The sequence below is a fragment of the Halosimplex halobium genome, from assembly GCF_051414055.1.
GTDB classification, from domain to species: Archaea; Halobacteriota; Halobacteria; order Halobacteriales; family Haloarculaceae; genus Halosimplex; species Halosimplex halobium.
Map to the genome: position 1 here is coordinate 70,742 of NZ_JBLKNX010000005.1, position 23,929 is coordinate 94,670.

Genomic DNA, 23,929 nt, shown 5'->3' on the forward strand with positions numbered 1-23,929 from the left:
ACCCCCGGACCGGTACAAAAAGTTGATCCTCAGTACAGCTCGCCGCCCAGCGGTACCGACTCCTCGGGCGTGACCAGCACGGGGTTGCCGTCGTCGCCGGGAACCCCGACGGTCAGCGCCTCGGACTCGAACCCCGCGATGCGGACCGACCCGAGGTCCGTCGCCGCCAGCACCTGCCGCCCCTCCAGGTCCGCAGCCTCGTGGTGGTAACCCAGCTGGGCCGCCGACTGGCGCGTCTCGTCGCCGAAGTCGAGCCGGAGCTTGACCATCTCGGGCTTGTTCGCCTCCGGGAACGGTTCGGCGCGCTCGACCTCCGCCACCCGGATCGTCACGTCGAAGAGACTCTCGGCCATGTCGCGTCGCTCGCCCGAGACCGAGTTAACGGTTTCTCCGACCCGCGGCCGTCCCGTCAGTTCCCCGGTTGCCACTGTCTCACATCCGATGGTTATATTGTTACCCCCTCACACGGGGACGGAGAGGGACTGAGACCACCGATCCGACGTATTCGATCGGAAACGCTTTAGCCGGACGATCGGGTACAGGTGGCAATGAGTTACCGCATCGGACTCGTCGGCAAGCCCTCGGTGGGCAAGTCGACGCTGTTCAACGCCGCGACGATGAACGACGTGCCGGAGGGCGCGTATCCGTTCACCACCATCGACCCGAGCGTCGGCGAGGCGTACGTCCGCGTCGACTGCGCCGCCCCGGAGTTCGACCACACCTGTACGCCGAACACGGGCTACTGCGACGACGGCGTCCGGTTCGTTCCGACGAAACTCGTCGACGTGGCCGGCCTCGTCCCGGGCGCCCACGAGGGTCGCGGGCTGGGCAACCAGTTCCTCTCGGACCTCAACGAGACGGACGTGCTGGTCCACGTCGTCGACTTCTCCGGCGAGACCGACATCGAGGGCGAGGCCACCGAGGACCACGACCCCCGCGAGGACATCGACTTCCTCGAGGAGGAACTGGACATGTGGTACCTCGACATCCTGGAGAAGGGGATCGAACGCTACAGCTCGGGCTATCAGGGCGAAGAGCGGGACATCGAGACCGACCTCGCCGACCAGATGGACGCCTTCGGCATCAACGAGGACGAGATGAAGCAGGTCATCCTCTCGCGCGGGCTCGACCTGGACCCCGACGAGTGGGACGAGACCGACCGGGAAGCACTGGCCCGGGAGATCCGCCTGCGGACGAAGCCGATGGTCGTCGCCGCGAACAAGATGGACAAGCCCGCGGCCCAGGCCAACTACGACGAGATCACCAGCGACTCCGACTACGACCACCTGACGTTCGTCCCCGTCTCCGCCCACGCCGAGAAGGCGCTGAAGTCGGCCGACGAGCAGGGCGTCGTCGACTACCGCCCGGGCGACGCCGACTTCGAGATCGTCGGCGACCCGAGCGACGAGCAGGAAGCCGGGCTCGAACAGATCCGCGAGTTCGTGACCGAGTACGAGGGGACGGGCGCCCAGCGGGCCCTCGAAACCGCCCTCTTCGACGTGCTCGACGCCATCGCCGTCTTCCCGGGCGCGGAGAATCCCCAGGACGACGGCACCTTCCTCCAGGACTGTTTCGTCCTCCCGGACGGCTCGACCGCCGAGGACTTCGCCTACTTCCTGCACACCGACATCGGCGAGGGGTTCCTCCACGCGACCGACGTGCGGTCGGGCCGGCAAGTCGGTGCCGACACGGAACTCGACCACCGCGACGTGGTCGAGATCACGACGACGAACTGAGCGAACTCGCCGCTCCGACCCACCGCGGCGCCACACCGTTCTTCGCCCCCGCGAGCGATCGATTCAAGAGACCGCGCGTCATTCTCACCCCTATCGTGACGGCGCCGTCGTACGACGACATCGAGACTCACGACGCCCTCGTGGCGTGGTCCCGGGAGTACTGCAGGGACGTTCGTCGGGAGTGGCTGGTCGACGTACGCTTCGACCTCGTCGAGTGGGTGGTGTCGACCCGGGCGAAACGGCGCGCCGCCGCGCTCAAGCGCCCGAAGATCCCCGCGGCGGAAGTCGGGACACCCATCGACTGGGACAGCGCGGAGGCCGCGGGCGGGCGCGTCGCCGACGGCCGCCCCTTTCCAGTGACGCTGTCGCTGACGTGGGACGCCTTCGAGGCCTTCGACCGCGCTGAGTGGGAGTCGACGCTGCGGCACGAACTCGTCCACCTCGAACAGTACCAGCGCTGCGGCACGACGGGCCACGGGCGGGCGTTCAAGCAACGGGCCCGGGAACTCGACACGGAGGTCCACTGCGAGACGTTCTCCGACCCGAAGTACGTGGTGCGGTGCGAAGCGTGTGACGCGCTGGTCGCCCGACGCTACCGCGAGTGCAAACTCGTCCGCCGGGCCGAGGAGTACCGCTCGTCGTGTTGCGACGCGGCGCTCGCGGTCGAGTAGGCCGGCAGGCGGTCGACCGCGCCGGTCCGGTCATACGGATTATTGCAAGTCATTCCGGGATCGACCGCACGACTGCGTGCGGTCGAACCGGTAAACGCTTGCAATAATCCGTATCAGGCCATCGCGCCCGCGCCCTCGTCGAGGTGCTCGCGAGCGTACGCGACCAGCCGGTCGGCGTACGAGGAGAAGAGCGGACAGCGCACGTCGGTCTCGGCGAGCGCCCGGCGCGTGTTCTCGTCGGTGTAGGTCGTCGGCTGGGAGAGATACGGGAGCGCCGCGGGTTCGATCCCGAGCCCGTCGGCGACGCCGGGGACCCGCTCGGTCGCGAGTCGGGCGAGTTTCGTCGTCCCGCGCGCGAGAACTGCGCGCCGCCCGGCCGCCCGGGCGAGCGTCCGGACGAGTTCCCGTATCGTCGGCGGGTGAGGGTTGCAGAGCTGGTAGGTCTCGTCCACCGAATCCTCGCGCGCGGAGATCGCGGCCATCGCGTCGACCACGAAGTCCCGGGGGACGACGTTCAGCCGCGTCGCCGACGGCCGGAGGGGCACGGGCACGACTGCGACGGGCCACTGCCGGAGGACCAGCTTCAGCAGGTAGTACGGACCGTCGAACTTCTGTGTCTCCCCGGTCCGGCTGTCGCCCACTGCGATGGCCGGGCGGTAGACGGTGGCGGGCAGCCCGTCGGCCATCCGTTCGCGGACCAGCCGCTCGGCCGCGAACTTGGTGGCCTCGTAGTGGTTGTGAAAGGACTGACCGACCACCAGATCCCGGTGGGAGAAGGTCCCGTCGTAGCGACCGCTGACGTAGCAGGTGCTGACGTGGTGGAACCGGTCGGCGTCGGCCCTGGCCGCGAAGTCCAGGACGTGGCGCGTCCCGTCGACGTTCACCCGCTCGGCGAGCGGGCGGGCGACCCCGAGGTCGTAGACCGCGGCGAGGTGGTAGACGACCCGCGCCTCGCGGCAGAGTCGCTCGTAGTCGTCGACCGCGAGTTCGGGGTCGGTGATGTCGCCCTCGACCAGGCGGACCCGGTCGCGCGGGACGCCGGCGGCGTCGGTCAGGGCGGCGGCTCGCCGGGCGGCCGCCTCGCGGTACTGCGCCTGCACGAGACAGGCGACGGGTTCGTCGCTCCGTTCGAGCAGCCGCTCGACGAGCGCGGAGCCGAGGAACCCGGGGAAGCCGGTCAGCAGTCGCACGGTCACTCCCCCCACGGGCCGGGGAGCGAGCGGTTCCGCAGCCAGCGCAGCGGGCGGAGCGACGCGGTCGTGGCGGCGGCCGCGAGTCGGTCGGGCACGGCGTCGGGAAAGGCGAGCGGGTGGCCGCGCTGGGTGACGACCGTCCGCGAGTCGGTGTAGTCGCGGATCCCCTCGCGGCCGTGGCGGCGGCCGACGCCGGAGTCGCCGACGCCGCCCATCGGCGCGTCCGTCGAGGCCCACATCGCCCGGTAGCCGTCGTTGACCGAGACCGTCCCGGCCTCGACCCGGCGGGCGACCCGTTCGCCGCGGGCGGGGTCGCCGGTCCAGACGCTCGCGTGGAGGCCGTAGTCGGTGTCGTTGGCACGTTCGACCGCCTCGTCGACGCCGTCGACCGGGACGAGCGAGACGACCGGCCCGAACGTCTCCCGGTTCGCCGCCGTGGCGTCGTCCGGGAGGCCGGTCAGCACCGTCGGCTCGTAGACCCACGGCCCCACGTCCTCCCGGTGCTCGCCGCCGGTCTCGACGGTCGCGCCGCGCTCGCGGGCGTCCGCGACGTGGGACTCCACGGTGTCGAGCTGGTCCCCGCCGATCAGCGAGCCCACGTCCGGTCCCCAGCCGAGGCCGACGCCGAGGGACTGTCGCTCGGTCGCGGCGACGAACCGCTCGCGGAACTCGTCGAACAGCGAGCGGTCGACGTAGACGCGCTCGGTCGCGATGCAGAGCTGACCGGCGTTGGCGTAACAGCCGTTGACCAGCCCGCGGACCGCCTTCGACAGGTCGGCGTCGTCGAGGACGACGGCGGGGTTCTTGCCGCCGAGTTCGAGTGAGGCGTCGATCAGGTGCTCCCCGGCCAGCGCCGCCACTTCTCGACCGACCTCGGTGCTGCCGGTGAACCGGAGGTGGTCGACCCGCGCGATCAGCGGTTCGCCCAGCCGCTCGCCGTCGCCGGTGACCACCTGGAGAAGTCCCTCCGGGATGCCCGCGGATTCGAGCAGTTCGACCGCCGCGAGCGCCGAGAACGGCGTCGCCTCCGCGGGCTTGAGGACGGCGCCGTTGCCGGCCAGCAGCGCGGGCAGGAGATCCGAGACCGCGAGCGTGAGCGGGTAGTTCCACGGCGCGATACAGCCGACGACGCCCACCGGCTCGACGTGTTCGACTGCGCGCGTGAGCCCCGGGATCGCGCCCGTCCGCTCGCCCGACTCGAGGTGGCCGGGCCCCTCGCGGGCGTAGTAGTCGGCCGTGGCGACGACGTCGAGGACCTCTTCCAGCGCGTCGAACCGCGCCTTCCCCGTCTCGACCTGCACGATATCGAGCAACTCCGAACGGTTCGCGGTCACTGTGTCTGCGACCCGCCGGAGGACTTCCGCGCGCTCGGCGACAGGTCTGGCCGCCCAGTCAGCCTGGGCCGCTCTCACGCGGTCGACGGCCGCCGCCACGTCCTCGGCGGTGCAGGACGGGACCGCACCGATCACTTCGCCGGTGATCGGCGTCCGAACGTCGAGCACGTCCCGGTCGCCGACCGTCGTGACGCCCGCCCGCAGGCGGCGCTCGCGCGACTCAGGCAGGACCGCGTCGCCCCTCGCGTCCATGCCGGTAGCAAGGAAGCCACCCATTTCGGTGTTTCCCGCGACCACTCCGGATCGCGGGCTTGAAGCGCGCGGGCGGCCGACGGACGAGCGATGACCGACGAGACGCCCCGAGAGACGTTCGAGCACGACCCGATCGGTCACGCGGAGGCGCGGGCGGGCATGACCGTCGGCGAACTCGCCGACGAGTACGGCGACGCCGGCATCGGCGCGAGCGCGCTCCACGAGGCCGTCGACGTGTACGCCGAGATGCTCGGCGACGACGAGGTGACCAACTTCTTCGGCCTCGCCGGCGCGATGGTCCCGACCGGGATGCGCCGCATCGTCGCCGACCTCGTCCGCGACGGCCACATCGACGCCTTGGTCACGACCGGCGCGAACCTCACCCACGACGCCATCGAGGCCATCGGCGGCAAACACCACCACGGGCAGGTCCACGCCGAGGGCAAGACCGAGCGCGAGCACGACGAGCGCCTCCGCGACGAGGGCGTCGACCGCATTTATAATGTCTACCTCCCCCAGGAGCACTTCGCGCTGTTCGAGAACCACCTCCGCGACGAGGTCTTTCCGCCGCTCGAAGCCGAGTGCGAGGAGGAAGGGGCGGTCAGCATCCAGCGGTTCACCGAGGAACTGGGCCGGGCCAACGCCGAGGTCAACGAGGCCGAGGGCGTCGAGGAGGGCCCGGGCGTCGCCGCAGCGGCCTACGAGAACGACGTACCGATCTACTGCCCCGCCGTACAGGACTCCGTGCTGGGCCTGCAGGCGTGGATGTACTCCCAGACGAGCGAGTTCACGCTGGACGCGCTGGCCGACATGACGACCATTACCGACCAGGCGTTCGACGCCGAGAAGGCCGGCGCGATGGTCGTCGGCGGCGGCGTCCCGAAGAACTACACGCTCCAGACGATGCTGGTGGCGCCCGACGCCTACGACTACGCCGTCCAGCTGACGATGGACTCCCCCGAGACGGGGGGCCTGTCCGGCGCGACGCTCGACGAGGCGCGCTCGTGGGGGAAACTGGAGAAGGCGGCCCGTAACGCCTCCGTCTACGCCGACGCGACGATCACCCTCCCGCTCGTCGTCGCCGCCGCCCGCGAACGGGTCGAGTCCGACGACTGAGCGGTGGCCCAGGAAAGAATTGCGAACCGGGAAACGATTTACTCGGTATTTAATAATTTATTCTATGACGGTGATTAGCAAACGAACGGTGAATATGACACCTTTATCACGGACGGATGTGATCGATCGGGTACGATGTCACAACACGGGACGGCGATAGAGTCGCCGACCGCGGCGCTCGCGGACCCCCGGACAGCGGACAACGTCGCCTACGACCCCTCGCTGGCGACGCTGCGCGAGTTCGCGCGCGAGGGGGAGACGACGACGGAGTACGGCTCCCCGTCGTACACGAGCGAGCACCGGTCGCGCAACGCCGACCGGACGGAGAACGCGCTCGATACCGAGTTCGGTCCCGCCGACTACGAACACGTCGAGCGGGTCGTCGAGGCCGCCGGCGACCGCGAGATGGTCTGTCTGGACCGCAAGCTCGGCCGCCATCCCGACAACACCTACGTCTGTCGCTACTACGTCCCGAAGGAGTTCAGCCGCATCGCGCTGACCTGGGCCAACCTCTTCGAACCCGCGCCCGACGGCGCCGACCCGGACTTCACGACCGTCCAGGTGCCCGACGCCGACGAGGTGGCCATCCGCGTGCTCCCCGAGGAGGGGTTCACCGCCGTCCGCGGCACCGACTACACCGGCGAGGCCAAGAAGTCGTTCCTGCGACTCTTTATGTTCGACGCCAAGCGCCAGGGCGGGCTCGGCCTCCACGCCGGGACCAAGCGCGTCCGCCTCGAACCCGGCGACGGCGAGACCGGGGACGCCGAGACTGACGAGGAGGCGGACCTTGAGACGGTCGGCCAGGTCTTCCTCGGGCTCTCGGGCACCGGCAAGTCGACGCTGACCGCCCACGGCCTCGGGCTGGACGAGCCCGAGGACGCGACGATGCTGCAGGACGACGTGTGCGCGCTGCGCCCGGACGGCACCGTCGCCGGCAGCGAGGGCGAGGGCCTGTTCATCAAGACCATCGGCCTCGACCGCGAGGAGCAGCCGGCGCTCTACGAGGCCGCGACCCACGAGTCGGCCGTCCTGGAGAACGTCGACGTCGACGAGGACGGGACGGTCGACTTCGACAGCGACGCCCACACCGCCAACGCCCGCGCCGTCGTCCGGCGCGAACACCTCCCCTCGGCCGACGAGGAGATCGACCTCGAGTCGGTCGACCAGGTGTTCTTCATCACGCGGAACCCGGCGATGCCGCCGCTGGCGAAGCTCTCGCCGGAGGAGGCCGCCGCCGCGTTCATGCTCGGCGAGTCCGTCCAGACCAGCGCCGGCGACCCGTCGAGCGCAGGCGAGGCCATCCGCGTCGTCGGGACCAACCCCTTCATCATCGGCTCCGAGGGCGAGGAGGGCAACCGCTTCCGCGACCTCGTCGCCGACCTCGACGTCGACGCGTACCTGCTCAACACCGGGACCGTCGGCGACCGCGACATCGGCGTCGACGACACGGTGACGCTCCTCAGGGAGGTCAGCCGCGGCCGCATCGAGTGGGCCGACGACTCGACGACGGGGCTGACCGTCCCCGACGCCGTCCCGGGGCTCGACGTGAGCCGGTTCGACGTGGGCGATGCCCTCGACGACGCCGACGAACACATCGCCGACCTCCGCGAGGAGCGCCGCGACTACCTCGCCGAGTTCGACGACCTCGACGAGGAGATCCGGGCGGCCGTGTACTGACGTATCAGAGCCGGCCTACTGACCGGACGGTGGGATCGGGCCGCTTCGACCGCCGGTCAGGCCTCCCCCGCTCGTTCCCTGGAGACTTCCGCGATCCCGCTGTTGGCCGAGCAGGTCGGACAGGCGTGGACCTCGCCGTCCTCGTCGGCGAAGACGCGTGCGAACTGTTCCGAGACGTGCGTACCGCAGTGTGCGCAGGCTGGCATCGGTCGAGATTCCCGGACTGGCGTCCACGCGGAGACAGGTCGCGATCCCTACAAGACGGTTTTCCGACCTGGGACCCAAATTCCCCCGAATTGCGGTCGAATTCGCGCTCGGACGGCCTGTCGAAGCCGCTCGCTACTTGAGTGCTCCTCGCCGATACCCGTGACAGGGTCCTGTCAGTCGGAGCCGTAGCGCCCGACGACCCTCGGTCGCAGCGACGGGTCAGGCGTCGCCGCGGGCGCGGTCGACGAACTCGTCGGGGAGGTCGTCGATCTCGCCGGCCTGGACCGCCCAGAGGTTGGCGTAGAGGCCGTCTGCCCCCAGCAGTTCCTGGTGGGTGCCTCGCTCGACGACCCGCCCCTCCTCCAGCACGAGGATCGTCTCGGCGTCAGTCACCGTCGAGAGGCGGTGAGCGATGACGAAGGTCGTACGGTCGGCGGCCAGCCGGTCGAGCGAACGCTGGATGAGGACCTCGGTCTCGGTGTCGACGGCGGAGGTCGCCTCGTCGAGGATCAGGATGTCGGGGTCCTGGAGGACGGTGCGGGCGATGGAGATCCGCTGGCGCTGGCCGCCCGAGAGGCGGGCGCCGCGCTCGCCGACCTGCGTGTCGTAGCCGTCCGCGAGGTCCGTGATGAACTCGTGGGCCTCCGCGGCCTTCGCCGCCTCGACGATCTCGTCGCGGGACGCGTCGAACTCGCCGTAGCGAATGTTCTCGGCGACGGTCCCGTCGAAGAGGTACGTCTCCTGGCTGACGTAGCCGATGGACTCCCGGAGGCTCCCGACGGTCACGTCGCGGATGTCGTGGCCGTCGACGCTGATGGCGCCCTCGTCCACGTCGTAGAGGCGCATCAGAAGCTTGACCGCCGTCGACTTGCCGGCGCCCGTGGGGCCGACGAACGCGACCGTGTCGCCGGCGTCGGCCTCGAAGCTCACGTCCCGGAGGACGGTCTCCTCGCCGTCGTAGCTGAAGGTCACGTCGTCGTAGGCGACCTCGCCGCGCACCGACTCCAGTTCGACGGCGTCGGGCGAGTCCTCGATGCGGACGGGCGTGTCCATGAGGCCGAAGATGCGCTTGCCGGAGGCGCGGGCGTTCTCGAACCAGTCGATGATGTTCGAGATCTGGGCGAGCGGGTCGATGAACCGCTGGGTGAGGAAGATGAAGACGACGAAGTCGCCGACGGTGAGGTCGCCGGAGAAAAAGAGCGGCGGCCCCGAGAACAGCCAGAGGCCGCCGACGACGAACGTGGCGACGAACGAGAGGCCGGCGAGCAGGCGCATCCCCGGCCGGTAGAGGAAGGCGAGTTTCAGCACGTCCATGTTCGTCGTGTAGAAGTTCCAGGAGGCCTCCTCGACGCGGTCGGTCTCGAACTCCTCGGTGTTGGAGGTCTTGACGAGTTGCATCCCGCCGATGGAGTTCTCCAGGCGGGTGTTCAGGTCGCCGACGCTGGAGCGGACGGCGTCGTACCGCGGCGCGACGCGGCGGCTGAACCAGACCGTGAAGAGGGTCATCAGCGGCACGCCGACGAGGGTGACGAGGGCGAGCTGCCAGTTCATCGAGAGCAGCAGGGCGCCGATGGCGACGACCATGATGACCAGGCGGAAGCCGTTCTTCAGCGCCTGGTCGAGGTAGCGTTCGAGGTTGGTCGCGTCCTGGTTGAGGATGGACATGGCCTCGCCGGTCTGTTGCTCGTCGAAGAAGGCCATGTCGAGCTCCTGCATCTTCCGGAAGGTGTCGACGCGGACGGCGTGCAGCGAGCGGTGGGCGAAGATGTCGCTCGTGATCGCCTGCGCCCACGTCGTGACCGCGGTGACGACGAACGCGCCGACGATCAGGTACACCGAGAACCAGAACTGCGCCCTCGGTTCGGTCGGGAGCCAGCCGCCGGGCACGAGCGGCAGCGAGTAGGCGTTCGTCCCGCTGAAGATGGCGTCGATGGCCGTCCCGAGCACCAGCGGCGGGACGAGGCTGGAGAGGCGCGCCACCAGGTTCATCGCCACCGCGACGGCGAACCAGTGGATCCGCGGCAGGCCGTACTCCCTGAATACGCGCCGGAGCGGCGCCTCTACCTCGTCGACCCGGTCGGCGACTGCGACGGTGGTGCCCTCGGACATTCGGTCGTGTCGCCCCTGTCGATAGACGCGCAAAAGGGTTTTCATCACGGAAGCTCGACAGGTCAGATACCGGAGAGCCGTTCCGGGACCGTTCACCGTCGTTCCGTCCGCCTGTCCCCCCGTTTCGAAACGTGTCAGCTACCGATCAGCGACGAGCACGGGCGCCGGGCCGGACCGGTGGACGGCGACCCGCCGGTCGAACGCCGCCAGCAGTTCGCGGCTGGTGGCGACGTGGTCGGAGACGCCCGGGACCGCGACGCGGCCGCCCGCGAGCGCCAGGAAGACGAGCAACTGGTCGGCCATGTGGGGGTCCACGGCGGCGCCGCGCCCGCGGAAGCGCCGGACCTGGTCGGTCACTTCGGCGGCGACCGCCTCGGACCGCTTGTCCGGCGCGCCGTAGGCGTCGAAGCCGGCCAGCGGCCGTCGTCTCCCCTCGGTCCCGTCCGCGACGGGAGCGCCGTCCAGTCGGACGACCAGGACCGAGCCGGGGCTGTCGCTGGCGACGGAGGCGGTCCGGTGTTCGACGGGTTCGACCCCGAGGTCGGCGAGGGCGTCGGTCGCGGCGTCGGCCTGGCGGTCGGCCACCTCGGCGTCGGCCAGGTCCGCCGCGGCCTTCGAGTAGACCCGGGCGGCGGTCGGTTCCAGCGGCGAATCGAGGTCCAGCGGCGACAGTTCCGACGGCCAGAGGTGCAGCGTCGCGCGGCCGCCGCCCGCCGGGTAGAAGCCCGTGCGGTCGAGTTCGACGGCGGCCGCGAGCCCGAACTGACGGAGCAGGGGGAGCTTGACGGCGCGGTAGTAGGCCATCGGCGGCGACCACGTCACGTCGGTCCCGCCGGTCGCCGTGACCGACAGCGGCTCGTCGATCGCCGTCGCCAGCGGCAACAGTGTGTCGAACAGCAGCGTCACGCTCCCGGCGGTCCCGATGTCGGCTTCGTAGCGGCCGCCCGAGACCGGCCCCGGTTCGAAGGTGACCGTCTCCGAACCCAGTTCGGCGCCCTCGACCTCGGCGTCCGCCACCGCCGCGGCCGTCTCGACCGCGGCGAGGTGCTGGGCCTTCAGCCCGGGTTCCGATCGGTCGCCGCGCACGTCGTCGATCTCGACGGCGACCCCGTCGAGCATCGACAGCGTCAGCGCGCTCCGGACCAACTGGCCGCCCCCGTCGCTCCCGTCCACCTCCAGCATGGCCGGGGATAGCTCCGCTCCCGGTTTAGCTCTCCCGGTGGGGTGGCGTGGTGTCACAGACCGCGGCGACGGCGGAGGCGGCCGGCGTGGCTCCGCTCCGGCGAGTCCCGCCGCTCGCCGGTGACGAACCGCGAAAAGGAACCGGCCGCCGGGAAGCCTGACAGTACCACGGGGCCGGTGTGGGCGTCGATACGGGGGCGACGCTCAGGGGGTCGCTACTCCGTGCGGCTCTGGACCATCCGCTCGACGCGCCCGACGAGGGTGTCGCGGCCGGTCGCCCGCTCGACCATGTCGCTCATCCTCGTCTGTTCGAAGTAGCTCGCGAACGCCAGGATCGTCGGCGGCCAGAGCCCGACGAACAGGCCCTGCTCCTTGTCCCCCTTCGCGTAGAAGAAGAACCACGACAGGGCGACCGACCCCGCCGCGAGGATCACAGCCGGGTCGGTTCCTGTGTCCTCCGCCGCTCGCATCGCTTCCTGCTGTTGGCCTTGTGTTTCCATGCACGCACCCTTGCGACGGCACGGGCTTAGTTAGCCGCCGGGTAGCCGACGAAACCAGCGGTTATCGCGTTCGACGGCGTGACAACCGTGGGTTACGCCCGGAAATCGGAGGTTACTCGCCGACGGCTCGGTTGGCGTATCGTCGTCCGCGGTGGAAACCGACTTGCCGGACGGCCGCCTACGTCCGCCCGGCCGATGACGACCCGCGGTTCCGAGCCGGCCTGACGACCCGGCGGTGACGACCCCTATGAGTACCGAGGCCACTGTTTCGAGGGAAGACGACGTTTCCAAGGGCATCTAGTCGCGGCCACAGGAGACAGGGGCCCTGGTCAGATCTATGCCGGGCGGGCGGACACGGATTTAAGAACGTTGCCGAGCAATCGTACGATATGGCCGCCGAGATCTCCGACCGGGTTCGAGAAATCGCCGAGGCCCGCGGTCTTCCGGAGTCCGAGGTGTTCGAGCGGGCGCTCGAACGCGGTCTCGAAGACCTGTGGGAGGACCTCGTGCTCGCCCAGTATCTCGACGGGGAACTCGACCGCGAGGAAGCCGTCGAGCACGTCGGGCGGACGAAAGTCGAGCGAGCGGAGCGAGAGCGTGATGTCGTCGAGGAAGACGTCGACTGGGGCCTGAACGCGTGACGCTCGCAGCGGTTTCGGACGCGGGACCGCTCATTCATCTCGCCGAAATCGACTCGCTCGAACTGCTCGCGACCTTTGACACACTTCTCGTTCCGGAGATGGTTTACACGGAGGTAGACGCCGGTGGCGTTCCGGACGGGTTGGACAACCTCTCGTACGAACTCGTCAAAGCCGACGAGAGCCGAGTCGGCACTGAAGAACTGGACGCCGGAGAACGCGCGGCGATTGCGGTCGCTGAAGAGCGGGGAGCCGTTCTCCTGACCGACGACCTCGCCGCCCGAGAGACGGCATCCGACGCGGGCGTCGAAGTACGCGGTTCTATCGGCGTCATCGCGCTCGGTTACGGTCGCGGATCGCTCGATAGAGACGAAGCGCCATCCCGTATGCGAGCACTCCAGCGCGAGACGAGTCTCTTCGTGACTGAGGCGGTCGTGGAGCGCGGCATCCAGATGCTGGACGAGCAGTAACGGAACGAGCGAGACCTACAGGCGCGCTGAACACATTTTAGGTAGACTGCGAGTCGCGACACCGAGGCCAGTCTCTGACCGACCGACCGCTCACCGGGCGCGGAACGCCCGGACCGTGTCGCGGTTCACGTCCCGGCGGTCGACCTGTTCGAGGCCGAGACCGCCGAATATCTCGCCCCAGTCGCGGTAGTACAGCGGGAACTCGTCGCGGACGAAGTTCACGTCGGGGTCCTCGTCGCGTTCCACGCGCTCGGCGTCTTCGGCGTCGTCCTCGATCTCGGCGGTGACGAGCACGTCGCCGGCGACCCGTGCGATCTCGGCGAACACCCACTCGGCGTCGGGGTGGACGTGCTGGAGCGTCTCGACGGAGTAGACGGCGTCGAAGGCGTCGTCGTCGAAGTCGCCGACCACGTCCTCGATGGCGTCGGCGTAGAAGCTGCCGGCCTCCCACAGGTCGGGGTAATGGTCGGCCATCACGTCGAAGGCTTCGTCGTTGAGTTCGACCCCCGAGAGGTCGGTGAAGCCGTCGTCGAACAGGTGCGAGAGGTGGCGCCCGGAGCTACAGCCCAGCTCCAGCACGGCCGCGTCGCGGCCGACGCGGTCGCGAAGGATCTCGCGGACCGACTCGCTCGTCTCGTCGGGGCCGTAGTGGGCGTAGTACGCCGGCGAGTACTCGCCGGACCGGTCGGCCCACTGGCGCCGAACGTCGTGAGAATCCACAGTGGGACGACGAGTGGCGGACGTATAGTCCCGTCGGGCTCGGCCGGACCGACCCCACGGCGCCGGCCGCCCGGGGCGACGGCAACCGACCGCGACGACCGCGGGAACTGTAGATCCCGTCGAACCCCGCCCGTGACCCGCCGGATCGGTCACCGATCCGGGAGAAAGCACTCACTCTGGACATTCGAGTTCTGAACACGAATATAGAACACGTTCGTTTTCGAATTGCGGCTTTATCCGCACAAATACGGAAAACTTATCCGTATACCGGGCATCCGTCTACTCGCAATGGCAAACGGTAAGGTCGACTTCTTCAACGACACTGGCGGTTACGGTTTCATCGACACCGAGGACTCTGACGACGACGTATTCTTCCACATGGAGGACGTTGGCGGCGAGGATCTGACGGAAGGAACCGAGATAGATTTCGAGATCGAAGACGCCCCCAAGGGCCCGCGCGCGACGAACGTCGTCCGCGCCTGACCGAGGTTCGGACCGTCGCCTGACGGCGACCGGACGCATCTCGCTTCTCACGACAGTTCGCCGGCGAGCGACGGCACCGCAGGACGCTCGCTCCGACGGAGCGGCCGCTCCGAGTGACGAGTTTCATTAGCGCTCGGCCGCTCGAACGGGTATGAGCAGCGTCGGCGCCGGCCCACCGGAGGATCCGGGGCCGCCGGAGGACTCCGATCCACCAGCGGAGCGGGGGTCACCGAAAGACCCCGGTCAACCGGACGGCCCCCGGGAGCGGGTGCGCTTCTACCTGCTCGACCACCGGACGCCGCTGGGCAAGGCCATCGATATCGGGCTGCTCGCCCTGAACCTGGTGTTCGTCGCGGTGTTCGTCGCACAGACCTACCCGATAGCTCCGGGAACGCGAGCGCGCCTCTGGGACCTGGAGGTCGTCGTCGCGACGGTCTTCGCAGCGGAGTACGTCCTGCGACTCTACGGCGCCCGGGACCGGCTGTCGGAGGCGGCCGACCCCTACACGGTCGTCGACCTGCTGTCCGTGGTCCCGACGTTCCTGGTGATCCTCTACCCGGTGCCGGCGGTCGTGGCCAGCGCCGGGTTCCTGCGGGTGCTCCGGGTGGTTCGCGTCCTGCGGTTCTACCGGTTCACCCGCGACGAGGAGTTCTTCTTCGGCACCGTCTCCGGCGGCGCGCTCCGCGCGATGAAGCTGCTGTTGACGGTGCTGGTCGTTCTGTTCGTCTCCGCGGGGCTGTTCTACACCGCCGAGGTCCGTGCCAACCCCGGTGTCCGGCACTTCGGCGACGCCTTCTACTACGTGGTGATCACCCTGTCGACGACCGGCTTCGGCGACATCGTCCCGGTGACCTCGGCCGGGCGATGGGTCACGGTCGCCAGCATCCTCGCGGCGATCATCCTCATCCCCTGGCAGGCGAGCAAGATCGTCCGCGCCTGGACCAGCGACGACAAGGTGCCGGCCACCTGCCCCGACTGCGGACTCACCGGTCACGACCCCGACGCCTCCCACTGCAAGGCCTGCGGCCACGTCATCTACCAGGAGTACGAGTCCGAAGAGTGACGGACCGTCGCGCGGCGCGGGGACACCGCACCTCGTGCGGTTGCACGACAGTACCCGGTTGCAGTGTGTAACCCGGTTCGGTCCGTCCAACGGGGTAGCACATCCGATAGCTGATACTTATCCGGACACAGCACGACGGTTCACACGAGATGACCGACGCTTCGAGCGGTTCCGACGACGGCGGCGAGGGGCGAACAGTGACGGACGGCGGCGAGGCGGTGGCCGCGGAGCGGTCGCCGCTGACCGAGTTCACGCCGGAGGTGGCCGAGAATCGCGACCCGGACCACGACGTGGCGCCCGTGTTCGTCAACAGGTGGTCGCCGCGGGCGATGACCGGGGAGACTGTCGCCGACGGGGACCTGCGGGCGCTGTTCGAGGCGGCCCGGTGGGCGCCGTCCTCGCGCAACAACCAGCACTGGCGGTTCGGCTACGCCGAGCGCGACGACGAGGAGTGGGAGAGCTACCTGGACCTGCTGGCCGAGGGCAACCGGACGTGGGCCGCCGACGCGGGCGCGCTGCTGGTCGTCGTCTCGAAGACCACCTTCGACTACAACGGCGAGCCGGCGGGCAGCCACTCGTTCGACACCGGGGCCGCCTGGCAGAACCTCGCGCTGGAGGCCACCCGGCGGGGACTGGCGACCCACCCCATCGGCGGGTTCGACCACGAGGCCGCCCGCGAGCGACTGGACGTGCCCGAGGAGTTCGACGTGGAGGCGATGGTCGCGGTCGGCCACCGGGCCGACCCGGAGACGCTGCCCGAGGACCTCCGGGAGCGGGAGGTCCCGAACGGCCGGAAACCGCTCGGGGAGATCACCTTTCAGGGTCGATTCGACGCCGGGGAGTGACCGGCTCCGGTCGTCGCCCCCGGCTGTCGTCGCCCCCCGCTGTCGTCGCCCGGCTGTCGTCGCCCCCCGCTGTCGTCGCCCCCCGCTGTCGTCGCCCGGCTGTCGTCGCCCCCCGCTGTCGTCGCCCCCCGCTGTCGTCGCCCCCCGCTGTCGTCGCCCCCCGCTGTCGTCGACAACGGTGTCGCTATTCGCCGCTCCTCTCACGGGCCGCTCGCACGTGCTCGCGGGCTTCCTCCGGCGTCATCCCGCGGACCCCGCACGAGCAGGAACGTAACTCGGGGTCGCTCAGCTCGTCGACCCGTTCGACCTCGTCGCGCTCCAGCGAGTCGGTGTCGGGGTCGTACTCGAAAGTGACCCGGTGGTTGACCTGGGTGACGCCCTCGATGCGGTGGTCCTCGTCGGGGTCGGGGTTCGCGATTGCCTCGGCGTGTTCGGCCCCCATCGCCTCTTTCCACTCGTCGAGAGTCGCCTCCGGGTCGCGCTCGTCGGTCATGGTACGACGAGGGTTCGGCCCGGGGAAAAGTCCGACGGGCCGAGACGACCGGGGTCGCGGGCCGCTACAGCTGCAGCCGGCGGACCGTCGTGCCCGAGGCCTCCACGTCGGCGGCGCCGGCGGCGACGATCACCTGGTTCTGGCCGCGTTCGATCCCGACGGTCGTCTCGAACTCGGTGCCGTCGGGTTCGACGAGGGCGCTGTCGACGGGCGTCTTGACGGCGACGCGCTCGCCGGTCGTCTCGCCGGAGACGACCAGCTGGTCCCCGCGGAACTCCGTGTTCACGCGGAGCGCGGGGCTGCGGTCGGGCTCCTGGAGTCGTTCCTCTCGGTAGCGCTCGTGGACGACGGCGGGCGTCTCGACGGGCTCGCCGGCACTGACGCCGTGGGCGAGCCGGACGTACTGGGCCATCGACCACGCCAGCGGCGTCGCCGAGCCGGTCCCCTCGCCGAACGCCCAGTCGTAGTCGGTGGCGTGCTCGCGGTCCCACACCTGCTCGGCGATCATCCGCCCGGAGTTGGCGAACTCCTGCATCGCCCGCAGGCAGTCCTCCGGGGCCAGGTCGGGGTCGTCCAGCTGGAGTTCGTACTCACCACGTTCGCCGGTCAGGAGGGGCCACAGCCGGCCCTTGCCCTTGTGTTCGACCGACCACGGTCCGCCCACGTCGCCGCGCTCGCGTTCGCCGTAGCCGTCCCCGTTGTAGCGGTAGAAGCCGGCCGCGGAGCCGGCGTCGACGCGGATGGTGTCGTCGACCTCGGCGACGGAGTTGCGGACCACCTCGTCGTCGGCGGGTTTGATGCCGAGCCGCACGAGGTCGAGGAAGCCGCCGTCGATGATGTCACGCTCGTCGAGCGTGGGGCCGGCGTTGGCGAGCGTCCGGAGGTGGCCGGCCTCGGGGTCGCCGTCGCGGGTCACGCGGACGTAGTAGGGGGTGTTCTCGTGGCGCTCGGTCCCCGTCTCCGTGGCGGTCCAGCTCTCGACGTTGTTGACCCACTGGTCGGCCAGCGCCGTCCAGACGAGCGCGTCGGCCTCGTGGCCGGTGTCGACCGCGAGCTTGCCCGCGCAGGCCAGCCCCGCGATCTCGGCGGCGATCGAGGACGGCGAGTAGCCCGACTCCTCCTCCCAGCGCTCCTGGGCGGTCTCGGGGCCGTTGCGTGCGACGTAGTCGGCCGACCGGCGGACGTGCTCGTAGTCGTAGTCCACATCCGAGAAGTCGAGCCCGCGCTCGGCGAGGTGGTAGGCCATCACCGCCGGGAAGGAGATGTTGTCCATCTGCTCGCCGCCCCAGCGGGTGATGCCGTTGACGTAGGTGTTCTGCGGGATGAACCCGTCCTCGTCCTGCTGGTACTCGTAGATGTAGGCGAGCTGGGCGGCGGCCACGTCGAGCTCGCCGACCGCCTCGAAGACGGTGAACACCTGGTACAGATCCCGCGACCAGACGAAGTTGTAGCCGTAGCCCTTCGGCTCGTCGGCGGAGACAGCCTCGCCCCACGGGACGGACGGAGAGGCGATCGAGGCGCCGGTGTAGGTCTTGTCCTCGACGGCGTAGAGGGTCATCAGCGCGGTCCGGTACTGGGCCGCCAGGTCGCGGTCGTCGGCGACGGCGTCGGGCAGCGAGCGGTCGGCGAGGAAGTCGGCCCAGGTGCCGGCGTACTCGGCGCTGACCGTCTCGAACCCGCGGTCGAGCGCGCCGTCGGCCTCGCCGAGCGCGGCGGCGGTGTCGGCGGCGCGAGCGAACCCCAGCGCCAGCTCCGCGTCGACGGCGTCGCCGGTGCCCAGCCGGCCGACGAGGACGACGCTCTCGTTGTCGACGGCGTCGCGCGGTTCGGGGAGGGCGCCGTCGGTGAACAGCGCCCGTAGCGGCTCGCTGCCGGCGGCGCCGACGGTCGCCCACTCGAAGCGGTCGCGGGCGGCCATCGCCATCGCGACGGAGTAGCCCTCGCCGTCCTCGTCGACGAGCAGCGGGTCGGCCGTGTCGCCGGTGTAGGCGGTCGGGTCGCGGGCGACGAGGTGGTGGCCGCCGGGCTCGCCCAGCCGCAGGCCGCGGTCGGCCCGGGCGCTGTTGACCAGCGCCGTGTCCGCGACGGCGAACACCTCGTAGTCGTTGCCGTCGGCCGCCGAGAAGTCCACGTCGGCCAGCACCGCGTCGTGGTCGGGGTCGGCCGCGTACTCGACGGTCAGCTCCCACTCGTGGCCGCGGCCGTCACCCGCCTCGGTGAAGACGTGCCGGAACAGCAGCGCGTCGTCGGCGACCGGCTCGACGCGGCGCTCGACGGTGTCGTCGCTGACCCGTGACTCGTTGTGGGTCCGGATCGTGTACTCGTCGTCGTCGCGGTCGCTGACCAGGAAGTCGAGCGTGCGGAGGTTCATCAGGTCGACCTGCGGGAACCGCACCTCCGTCATCGCGCCCTCGGTGAGCGTGAACCAGACCCGCGAGGGGTCGGCGGCGTCGTGGTCGGCGGCGGTCCCGACGCCGTACTTCTCGCCGGTCGTCCACCGCATCCGGTCGGTCGGCCCCTCGATATCCGAGGTGCGCGCGGGCAGTGCCGCCTGGGCGTCGAGGAGGGCGGTCGCGCGCAGCCGGAGCGCGTGCGACCAGCCCAGCGGGGCCGCGCAGTCCAGGTCGCCGTCGTCGAACGCCTGCTCGGCGAGATACCCCGCGTCGGTCGTCAGCGGGCCGTCCGCGCCGAGCAGTTCGTACAGGTCCGCGGCGCGGTCGAGGTAGGCGTCGCCCGCCCGGCCACGCTCGTTGAGGAGGACGCCCACCTCGGCGGCGGCGACGGCGCCCATCCCCGTCGTCGCCGACCAGACCTTCTCGCGGTCCTGCTCGGCGGTGCGCCAGTCGTCGCCCTCGTAGCGGACGAGCCCGGCGACTTCGCTTTCGGGCGGGTTGCGGAAGAGGCCGTCCAGCGTCGTCGCCACGTGGTCGGCCACCCGTTCCAGGCGGTCGTCGGAAAGCGTCGCCTCCGGGACGGCGTCGTAGGCGGCGACCGCCTCGGCGAGCGCGAGCGTCGCCGCGTCGAGCCGGCGGTCGGCCTCGCCCCCGGCCAGCCGCATCGGGTAGGCGCCACGCTCGGCGTCGTACACGTCGTCGAGGCCGTCGAGCACCGCCTCGGCGGTCGCCAGGGCCCGGTCGCTCAGCTGGCGGTCGACGGGCGCCCGCGCGACCGCCGCGAACGCCTGGACGTACGTGGCCGCGGTGTGAGTGAACCGGCCGGTGGCGTCCTCCCAGACGTTCTGGCAGGGCTCTGGCAGCCCGTCGTCGACGGTCCGGGCGAGCGCGTCGACGGCCTCGGCGACCGTCTCGCGGATCGAGACGGTCAGGTCGTCGTCGAGGTCGCGCCGCCGCTCGCGCAAAAGCGTCGCGAGAAAGGCCGTCACGGAGGCGGTCTGGTCGGCCTGGTACTCGACGGCGTCGTCGGTGCGCTCGACGGTCGCGTTGGCCCACCCGGGCGCGAGCGAGCCGTCGCTCGCCCACACGCGGTGGGGCCAGGTCCCGTCGGGGAGCTGCGCCTCGCAGTAGAAGTGGGCCGCCCGGTCGACGAGACCGCCGACCGACAGGTCGAGGGAGTCGCCCGCCGCGAGGACGTGGCGGGCGAGTTCGGCGTCGTCGCGGAACCAGACGTAGCCGTAGCCGCCGGAGTTGGCGTGGAACGGGTCGAACTCGGGGGCGGCGACCCGCGCGCCGGCCGCCCCTTCGAGCAGGTCCGCCACCCGCAGGTCGGCCCGCACCAGGTCCGACCGTGGCGTCGACTCGGGCACGTCGACGGTCGTCCGGTCGCGGGCCGCCGCGCGGAGTTCGTCGGCGCTCGCGTGGTCGGTCGCACAGGCGCGCAGGTCCGCCAGCGCCCCGCCCCTGTCTATCTCGCGGTGGTCGGACAGCTGGGTGACCAGCGTCGTCCGGTTGCTCCGCCCCTCCCGTTCGAGCGGCGCGGTCACGACGAAGTCGCCGGTCATCCGCGTCTGGTCGTAGGCGCGCTCGCCCTCACCCCGCGGGAAGTCGACCGGGTCGTCGTCGAGGATCTCCGCGAACCGCTCGGGCCGCTGGCCGTGGATCCCGTCGATGCCCGTCGACGCGGTCAGGTAGTCGTGTTCCGTCCGATGGAAGACCTCCAGGGCGTCCGCGCCCGCGGGGCCGCCCTCGTCGTGGACCAGGGCGCCGACGCCGGCCTCCTCACCCTCCGGCGCCAGCGTGAGGAAGGCGACGAGGCGGGCCTCGGGCGGGACCGCGCCCCTGAGTTCGACGTGGGTGACGTGGGCCCGGCCCAGCGTCAGGTCGTACTGGTGGACGGTGAACGAGCCGGCGTCGTACTCGGTCTCGACGAGGCGCGTGTCGCGGTAGTAGTGCTGGCGGATCGTCTCCAGGTCGGCGAACCAGCGGGTGCCGCGGTCGGTCCGGACCCCCAGCTTCGAGCGGTCGATCCCGTGCAACCCCGAGAGCGGCGCGGAGTAGTCGCGCAGCGACCCGTTCGGGTCCACGTGGACCAGCCGGTCGCCGTGGCCCGAGAAGGCGCCGGCGACCGTCCTCGTCTCCTCCGGGAAGCGCCCGCCGCGCGAACGCTTGTACTCGTCGAGCGCCGTCGTCAGCCGCATACCGTCACCACGCCCGTTCCGTATATAAATCCCGCCTCGGGCGCAGGCATTGCCACGCGTTCACTGGGGGCACGGATCGCCGGACTGAAGCGGTCCGACCGAACCGCGGTCGGGTCCTCGGCGGTACGCGAGCGACCACCGGTGTCAGCGGCGCGTCTCAGCCGGGTCCGCCGGGACGACCGCGACGCTGTCGACCCGGAGTCCGTCGGCCCCGGACTCCCCGACCGGCTCGCCGGTCAGCGCATCTGTTTCGGCCGCCGCGGCGTCGACGGCGACCGTCGCCGGCTCCGCGCCGAAGTTCAGGACGACGACCACCGCGTCGGCGTCGTCGGGTTCGCCTGACTCCCGGCGGAACGCGACCACGCGGTCGTCCCACCCCTCCCGGACGTCGTAGTCGACCCGGCCGAGCGCGGCGTCGGCCGACAGCGCCGGCCGCTCGCACCGGAGCGCGGCCAGCCGGCGGACGTGCTCGCGCAGCGACTCGTCGGCGTGGCCCCAGGCGAGGTCGTCGCGCCGGCCGCGCTGGCCGAACTCCTGGCCGGCGTAAACCATCGGCGCGCCGGGGAGGGTAAAGAGCGCACCGAGCGCCGCCTCGGCCGCCGGGCGGCCGCACTCGACGAGGTACCGCGTCTCGTCGTGGTTCTCGGCGTAGAGCATGAACCCGGCGTGGTCGGGGAAGCCCGAGCGGGCGCGGTCATCGACGGCGTCGAGGACGGCCTCGGCTGGCTCGCCGTTGCCCACCCGGCGGAGCGCGGCGTAGGTCGTCGAGTCGAAGTGCATGTCGAACAGCCCCGCCTGGTAGTCGGCGATGTACGGGATGGTCTCGTCGAGCAGCAGGAACTCGCTGTCGCGGGCCTTCAGCCGGTCGTGGACCTCCCGCCAGAACGAGTCCGGGACTGCCCACGCCATGTCGCAGCGGAAGCCGTCGACCAGCGGCGCCCACTCGTCGACGGCGTCGAGCAGGTGCCGGCGGACCGGCAGATGCGAGAAGTCGAAGTTGGCGATCAGCTCCCAGTCGAAGTACGTCTCGGGCTCGGCAGGCCCGCGCCACTCGTACCACTCGCGGTACTCGCTCGACGGGTCGGCGACGGCCGCCTGGAAGTACGGGTGGGCCCGCGCCGAGTGGTTACAGACCAGGTCGAAGAGGACGCGCATGCCGCGGTCGTGGGCCGCCTCGACCAGCCGCTCGTAGTCCTCGCGCGTGCCGAGGTCCGCTGCGAGCGCGAAGAAGTCCGTGACGTTGTAGCCGTGGGGCGCGTCGTCGTTCTCGAGTACGGGCGTCAGCCAGAGCGTGTCGACGCCCAGCCCCTCGATGTACTCCACCCGCTCGCGGATGGCGTCGAAGACCGACTGGTCGTCCGCGTCGGCGCCGCTCTCCCCCGCGGCACTGCGCTCCCCCGCGTCGCTGTCCTGCCCCGGGAACGTCCGCACGTAGACCTCGTAGATGACCGCGTCCTCGGCCCACGCGGGCGGGTCGTAGGGTCGATTGACCGCGACTGTTCCATCTTCCTGGCGCCGGATGTCGACCGCGTCGGGGACGCTGTAGCCGTGGCGGCCGACGGCGACGGCGTGGACCCTGGCGCGGTCGGAGACGGCGTCGAGCGGGACGGTGACAGTCCCGCCCTCGATCCGCACGTCCTCGCGCGCCACGTCGTCGCGGTCGTCCAGCAGGACGGTTACGTCGAGGTCAGCAGCCGTCTCCGTCCCGTCGGGGTGCGGTTGTGCCTGGGTCTCGACGACGACAGTATCGCCTTCGACCGTCGCCGAGAGCGTGAGTCGCGGCCGGCCACCGCCGTCCGGGTCGACGGGGGCGTCGGCGTCGTCGTCGGCTCGGTCCGAGCCGTCGTCGGCATCGCCGCTGGTGCCGTCGGCCGCGGGGGTCGTGTCGTCGTCGGTCGTCGCCGCGTCGCCGGAACGGGCGTAGTCGGGCGCTTCGGCAGGGGCCGCGAGGCCGCCGGGGAACGCCCGGACGGTCAGTTCGTGACGGCCGTCGGGCGCGTCGAGCGCCAGGACGTAGCGGCCCGGCTCGTCGGGGGTGAAGTACTCGACGGGCTCGTCGCCCAGCGTGGCCGTCGAATCGGCGGGCGCGGCCGCGACCGTCCAGGCGTAGGTCGCCGCCGGGTCGGGCTCGCGCGGCGCGAGTTCGACCTCGTCGCCCACGGCCACGAACCGCGGCGGTCCCGGGTGGTGCATGCCCCTACCTGCGCGCGTCTCTCCCTTCGGGTTTGCGGTGTGCGCGATTCTGTCGACGATGTCGAGTCTGTCGCGGATCGACGGTGAACTGGACGACCACACTCGACAGTGAGCGCTGAAAGCCCTCGGCCCGCTCGCGGTCGCTGAGCGGGATATCCTCGCGGCCCAGGGGCCGCTTCGGATAGTGGCCCGCTCAGGCGACTAAATTGAACGCGAGCGCGCCTCGCCCTTTCAGTCCACCAGGACAGCAACGCAGACCGGCCCGCACAGCAACCGCAGACGGCCACGAACCTCCCCAGCCGATTCGCTCACTCGCTCCGCTCGCTCTCTCATCCCTCGCGCGGCTACGGTCGCGCGCATGAACGCGCGCTCCAGCGCGCGCCGACCGCACCGCAACAGTCCCCACCTGTCTCGAGCGCCAGTTCCACACCGACGCGAACAGTTAAGTCGCTC

At 70.6% G+C, this 23,929-nt stretch carries 20 protein-coding genes; 9 read left to right on the forward strand and 11 right to left on the reverse strand.

What is annotated here, in order from left to right; all coding sequences use genetic code 11:
- Positions 1-29: 29 nt before the first annotated feature.
- Positions 30-353 (reverse strand): tRNA-binding protein, encoded by a 324-nt coding sequence (locus tag ACMGFG_RS06900; RefSeq protein ID WP_436929601.1) that lies wholly within the window; start codon positions 351-353, stop codon positions 30-32.
- A gap of 195 nt (positions 354-548) precedes the next feature.
- Between ACMGFG_RS06900 and ACMGFG_RS06905 the strand changes: the two genes are divergently transcribed.
- Positions 549-1,736, forward strand: a complete 1,188-nt coding sequence (locus ACMGFG_RS06905; RefSeq protein WP_436929602.1) for a redox-regulated ATPase YchF — start codon at positions 549-551, stop codon at positions 1,734-1,736.
- A gap of 95 nt (positions 1,737-1,831) precedes the next feature.
- On the forward strand, positions 1,832-2,407 hold the full coding sequence (locus tag ACMGFG_RS06910) for a SprT-like domain-containing protein (protein ID WP_436929603.1): 576 nt from the start codon (positions 1,832-1,834) through the stop codon (positions 2,405-2,407).
- Positions 2,408-2,520: 113 nt separating this feature from the next.
- On the opposite strand, the gene ACMGFG_RS06915 is transcribed toward ACMGFG_RS06910, so the two are convergent.
- Both ACMGFG_RS06915 and ACMGFG_RS06920 read right to left on the reverse strand, forming a co-directional pair.
- Positions 2,521-3,597 carry an SDR family oxidoreductase gene (locus ACMGFG_RS06915; RefSeq protein WP_436929604.1) on the reverse strand — a complete coding sequence of 359 codons (1,077 nt, stop codon included), beginning with the start codon at positions 3,595-3,597 and terminating at the stop codon, positions 2,521-2,523.
- A 2-nt stretch (positions 3,598-3,599) separates the two neighbouring features.
- Entirely contained in the window at positions 3,600-5,186 is a 1,587-nt protein-coding gene (locus ACMGFG_RS06920; protein ID WP_436929605.1) for a succinic semialdehyde dehydrogenase, read from the reverse strand.
- A 90-nt stretch (positions 5,187-5,276) separates the two neighbouring features.
- Here ACMGFG_RS06920 and ACMGFG_RS06925 point away from each other — a divergent pair, with 90 nt between their 5' ends.
- Positions 5,277-6,302, forward strand: a complete 1,026-nt coding sequence (locus ACMGFG_RS06925; protein ID WP_436929606.1) for a deoxyhypusine synthase — start codon at positions 5,277-5,279, stop codon at positions 6,300-6,302.
- A 135-nt stretch (positions 6,303-6,437) separates the two neighbouring features.
- The gene (locus ACMGFG_RS06930) at positions 6,438-7,979 is read left to right on the forward strand and encodes a phosphoenolpyruvate carboxykinase (ATP) (protein WP_436929607.1); all 1,542 of its coding nucleotides are present in this window, start codon (positions 6,438-6,440) and stop codon (positions 7,977-7,979) included.
- A 56-nt stretch (positions 7,980-8,035) separates the two neighbouring features.
- On the opposite strand, the gene ACMGFG_RS06935 is transcribed toward ACMGFG_RS06930, so the two are convergent.
- The 4 genes from ACMGFG_RS06935 to ACMGFG_RS06950 all read right to left on the reverse strand — a co-directional run bounded on the left by ACMGFG_RS06935 (position 8,036) and on the right by ACMGFG_RS06950 (position 11,977).
- Complete coding sequence (locus tag ACMGFG_RS06935) at positions 8,036-8,185, reverse strand: DUF7563 family protein (protein WP_436929608.1); 150 nt, start codon at positions 8,183-8,185, stop codon at positions 8,036-8,038.
- A gap of 220 nt (positions 8,186-8,405) precedes the next feature.
- Entirely contained in the window at positions 8,406-10,295 is a 1,890-nt protein-coding gene (locus ACMGFG_RS06940) for an ABC transporter ATP-binding protein (protein ID WP_436929609.1), read from the reverse strand.
- Positions 10,296-10,433: 138 nt separating this feature from the next.
- A complete protein-coding gene (gene rtcA / locus ACMGFG_RS06945) occupies positions 10,434-11,477 on the reverse strand; it encodes an RNA 3'-terminal phosphate cyclase (RefSeq protein ID WP_436929610.1) in 1,044 nt (347 codons plus the stop codon).
- A 215-nt stretch (positions 11,478-11,692) separates the two neighbouring features.
- Positions 11,693-11,977, reverse strand: a complete 285-nt coding sequence (locus ACMGFG_RS06950) for a hypothetical protein (RefSeq protein ID WP_436929611.1) — start codon at positions 11,975-11,977, stop codon at positions 11,693-11,695.
- 389 nt (positions 11,978-12,366) lie between these two features.
- On the opposite strand from ACMGFG_RS06950, the gene ACMGFG_RS06955 reads away from it, so the two are divergent.
- Positions 12,367-12,618 carry a hypothetical protein gene (locus ACMGFG_RS06955; RefSeq protein ID WP_436929612.1) on the forward strand — a complete coding sequence of 84 codons (252 nt, stop codon included), beginning with the start codon at positions 12,367-12,369 and terminating at the stop codon, positions 12,616-12,618.
- Positions 12,615-13,085, forward strand: coding sequence for a PIN domain-containing protein (locus ACMGFG_RS06960; RefSeq protein ID WP_436929613.1), 471 nt, complete (start codon positions 12,615-12,617; stop codon positions 13,083-13,085). The genes ACMGFG_RS06955 and ACMGFG_RS06960 overlap by 4 nt, the downstream gene beginning before the upstream one ends.
- Before the next feature lie 90 nt (positions 13,086-13,175).
- On the opposite strand, the gene ACMGFG_RS06965 is transcribed toward ACMGFG_RS06960, so the two are convergent.
- The gene (locus tag ACMGFG_RS06965; RefSeq protein ID WP_436929614.1) at positions 13,176-13,805 is read right to left on the reverse strand and encodes a methyltransferase domain-containing protein; all 630 of its coding nucleotides are present in this window, start codon (positions 13,803-13,805) and stop codon (positions 13,176-13,178) included.
- A 288-nt stretch (positions 13,806-14,093) separates the two neighbouring features.
- On the opposite strand from ACMGFG_RS06965, the gene ACMGFG_RS06970 reads away from it, so the two are divergent.
- From ACMGFG_RS06970 to ACMGFG_RS06980, 3 genes are all read left to right on the forward strand, one after another.
- Positions 14,094-14,288, forward strand: coding sequence for a cold-shock protein (locus ACMGFG_RS06970; RefSeq protein ID WP_006883975.1), 195 nt, complete (start codon positions 14,094-14,096; stop codon positions 14,286-14,288).
- Positions 14,289-14,556: 268 nt separating this feature from the next.
- Entirely contained in the window at positions 14,557-15,351 is a 795-nt protein-coding gene (locus tag ACMGFG_RS06975; protein ID WP_436929803.1) for a potassium channel family protein, read from the forward strand.
- 149 nt (positions 15,352-15,500) lie between these two features.
- A complete protein-coding gene (locus tag ACMGFG_RS06980) occupies positions 15,501-16,196 on the forward strand; it encodes a nitroreductase family protein (protein ID WP_436929615.1) in 696 nt (231 codons plus the stop codon).
- A 184-nt stretch (positions 16,197-16,380) separates the two neighbouring features.
- On the opposite strand, the gene ACMGFG_RS06985 is transcribed toward ACMGFG_RS06980, so the two are convergent.
- The 3 genes from ACMGFG_RS06985 to malA all read right to left on the reverse strand — a co-directional run bounded on the left by ACMGFG_RS06985 (position 16,381) and on the right by malA (position 23,476).
- Positions 16,381-16,689, reverse strand: a complete 309-nt coding sequence (locus ACMGFG_RS06985; RefSeq protein ID WP_436929616.1) for a hypothetical protein — start codon at positions 16,687-16,689, stop codon at positions 16,381-16,383.
- Between the two features lie 64 nt (positions 16,690-16,753).
- On the reverse strand, positions 16,754-21,283 hold the full coding sequence (locus ACMGFG_RS06990) for a DUF7997 domain-containing protein (protein ID WP_436929617.1): 4,530 nt from the start codon (positions 21,281-21,283) through the stop codon (positions 16,754-16,756).
- Positions 21,284-21,427: 144 nt separating this feature from the next.
- Positions 21,428-23,476 (reverse strand): alpha-amylase MalA, encoded by a 2,049-nt coding sequence (malA, locus tag ACMGFG_RS06995; protein ID WP_436929618.1) that lies wholly within the window; start codon positions 23,474-23,476, stop codon positions 21,428-21,430.
- Positions 23,477-23,929: the final 453 nt, after the last annotated feature.

Excerpts from the sequence above, each read along its gene's own strand:
- ACMGFG_RS06900 (WP_436929601.1), bottom strand. The coding sequence starts at position 353 with ATGGCCGAGAGTCTCTTCGACGTGACGATCCGGGTGGCGGAGGTCGAG.
- ACMGFG_RS06905 (WP_436929602.1), top strand. The coding sequence starts at position 549 with ATGAGTTACCGCATCGGACTCGTCGGCAAGCCCTCGGTGGGCAAGTCG.
- ACMGFG_RS06920 (WP_436929605.1), bottom strand. The coding sequence starts at position 5,186 with ATGGACGCGAGGGGCGACGCGGTCCTGCCTGAGTCGCGCGAGCGCCGC.
- ACMGFG_RS06925 (WP_436929606.1), top strand. The coding sequence starts at position 5,277 with ATGACCGACGAGACGCCCCGAGAGACGTTCGAGCACGACCCGATCGGT.
- ACMGFG_RS06930 (WP_436929607.1), top strand. The coding sequence starts at position 6,438 with ATGTCACAACACGGGACGGCGATAGAGTCGCCGACCGCGGCGCTCGCG.
- ACMGFG_RS06935 (WP_436929608.1), bottom strand. The coding sequence starts at position 8,185 with ATGCCAGCCTGCGCACACTGCGGTACGCACGTCTCGGAACAGTTCGCA.
- ACMGFG_RS06940 (WP_436929609.1), bottom strand. The coding sequence starts at position 10,295 with ATGTCCGAGGGCACCACCGTCGCAGTCGCCGACCGGGTCGACGAGGTA.
- rtcA (WP_436929610.1), bottom strand. The coding sequence starts at position 11,477 with ATGCTGGAGGTGGACGGGAGCGACGGGGGCGGCCAGTTGGTCCGGAGC.
- ACMGFG_RS06950 (WP_436929611.1), bottom strand. The coding sequence starts at position 11,977 with ATGGAAACACAAGGCCAACAGCAGGAAGCGATGCGAGCGGCGGAGGAC.
- ACMGFG_RS06955 (WP_436929612.1), top strand. The coding sequence starts at position 12,367 with ATGGCCGCCGAGATCTCCGACCGGGTTCGAGAAATCGCCGAGGCCCGC.
- ACMGFG_RS06970 (WP_006883975.1), top strand. The coding sequence starts at position 14,094 with ATGGCAAACGGTAAGGTCGACTTCTTCAACGACACTGGCGGTTACGGT.
- ACMGFG_RS06980 (WP_436929615.1), top strand. The coding sequence starts at position 15,501 with ATGACCGACGCTTCGAGCGGTTCCGACGACGGCGGCGAGGGGCGAACA.
- ACMGFG_RS06985 (WP_436929616.1), bottom strand. The coding sequence starts at position 16,689 with ATGACCGACGAGCGCGACCCGGAGGCGACTCTCGACGAGTGGAAAGAG.
- ACMGFG_RS06990 (WP_436929617.1), bottom strand. The coding sequence starts at position 21,283 with ATGCGGCTGACGACGGCGCTCGACGAGTACAAGCGTTCGCGCGGCGGG.
- malA (WP_436929618.1), bottom strand. The coding sequence starts at position 23,476 with ATGCACCACCCGGGACCGCCGCGGTTCGTGGCCGTGGGCGACGAGGTC.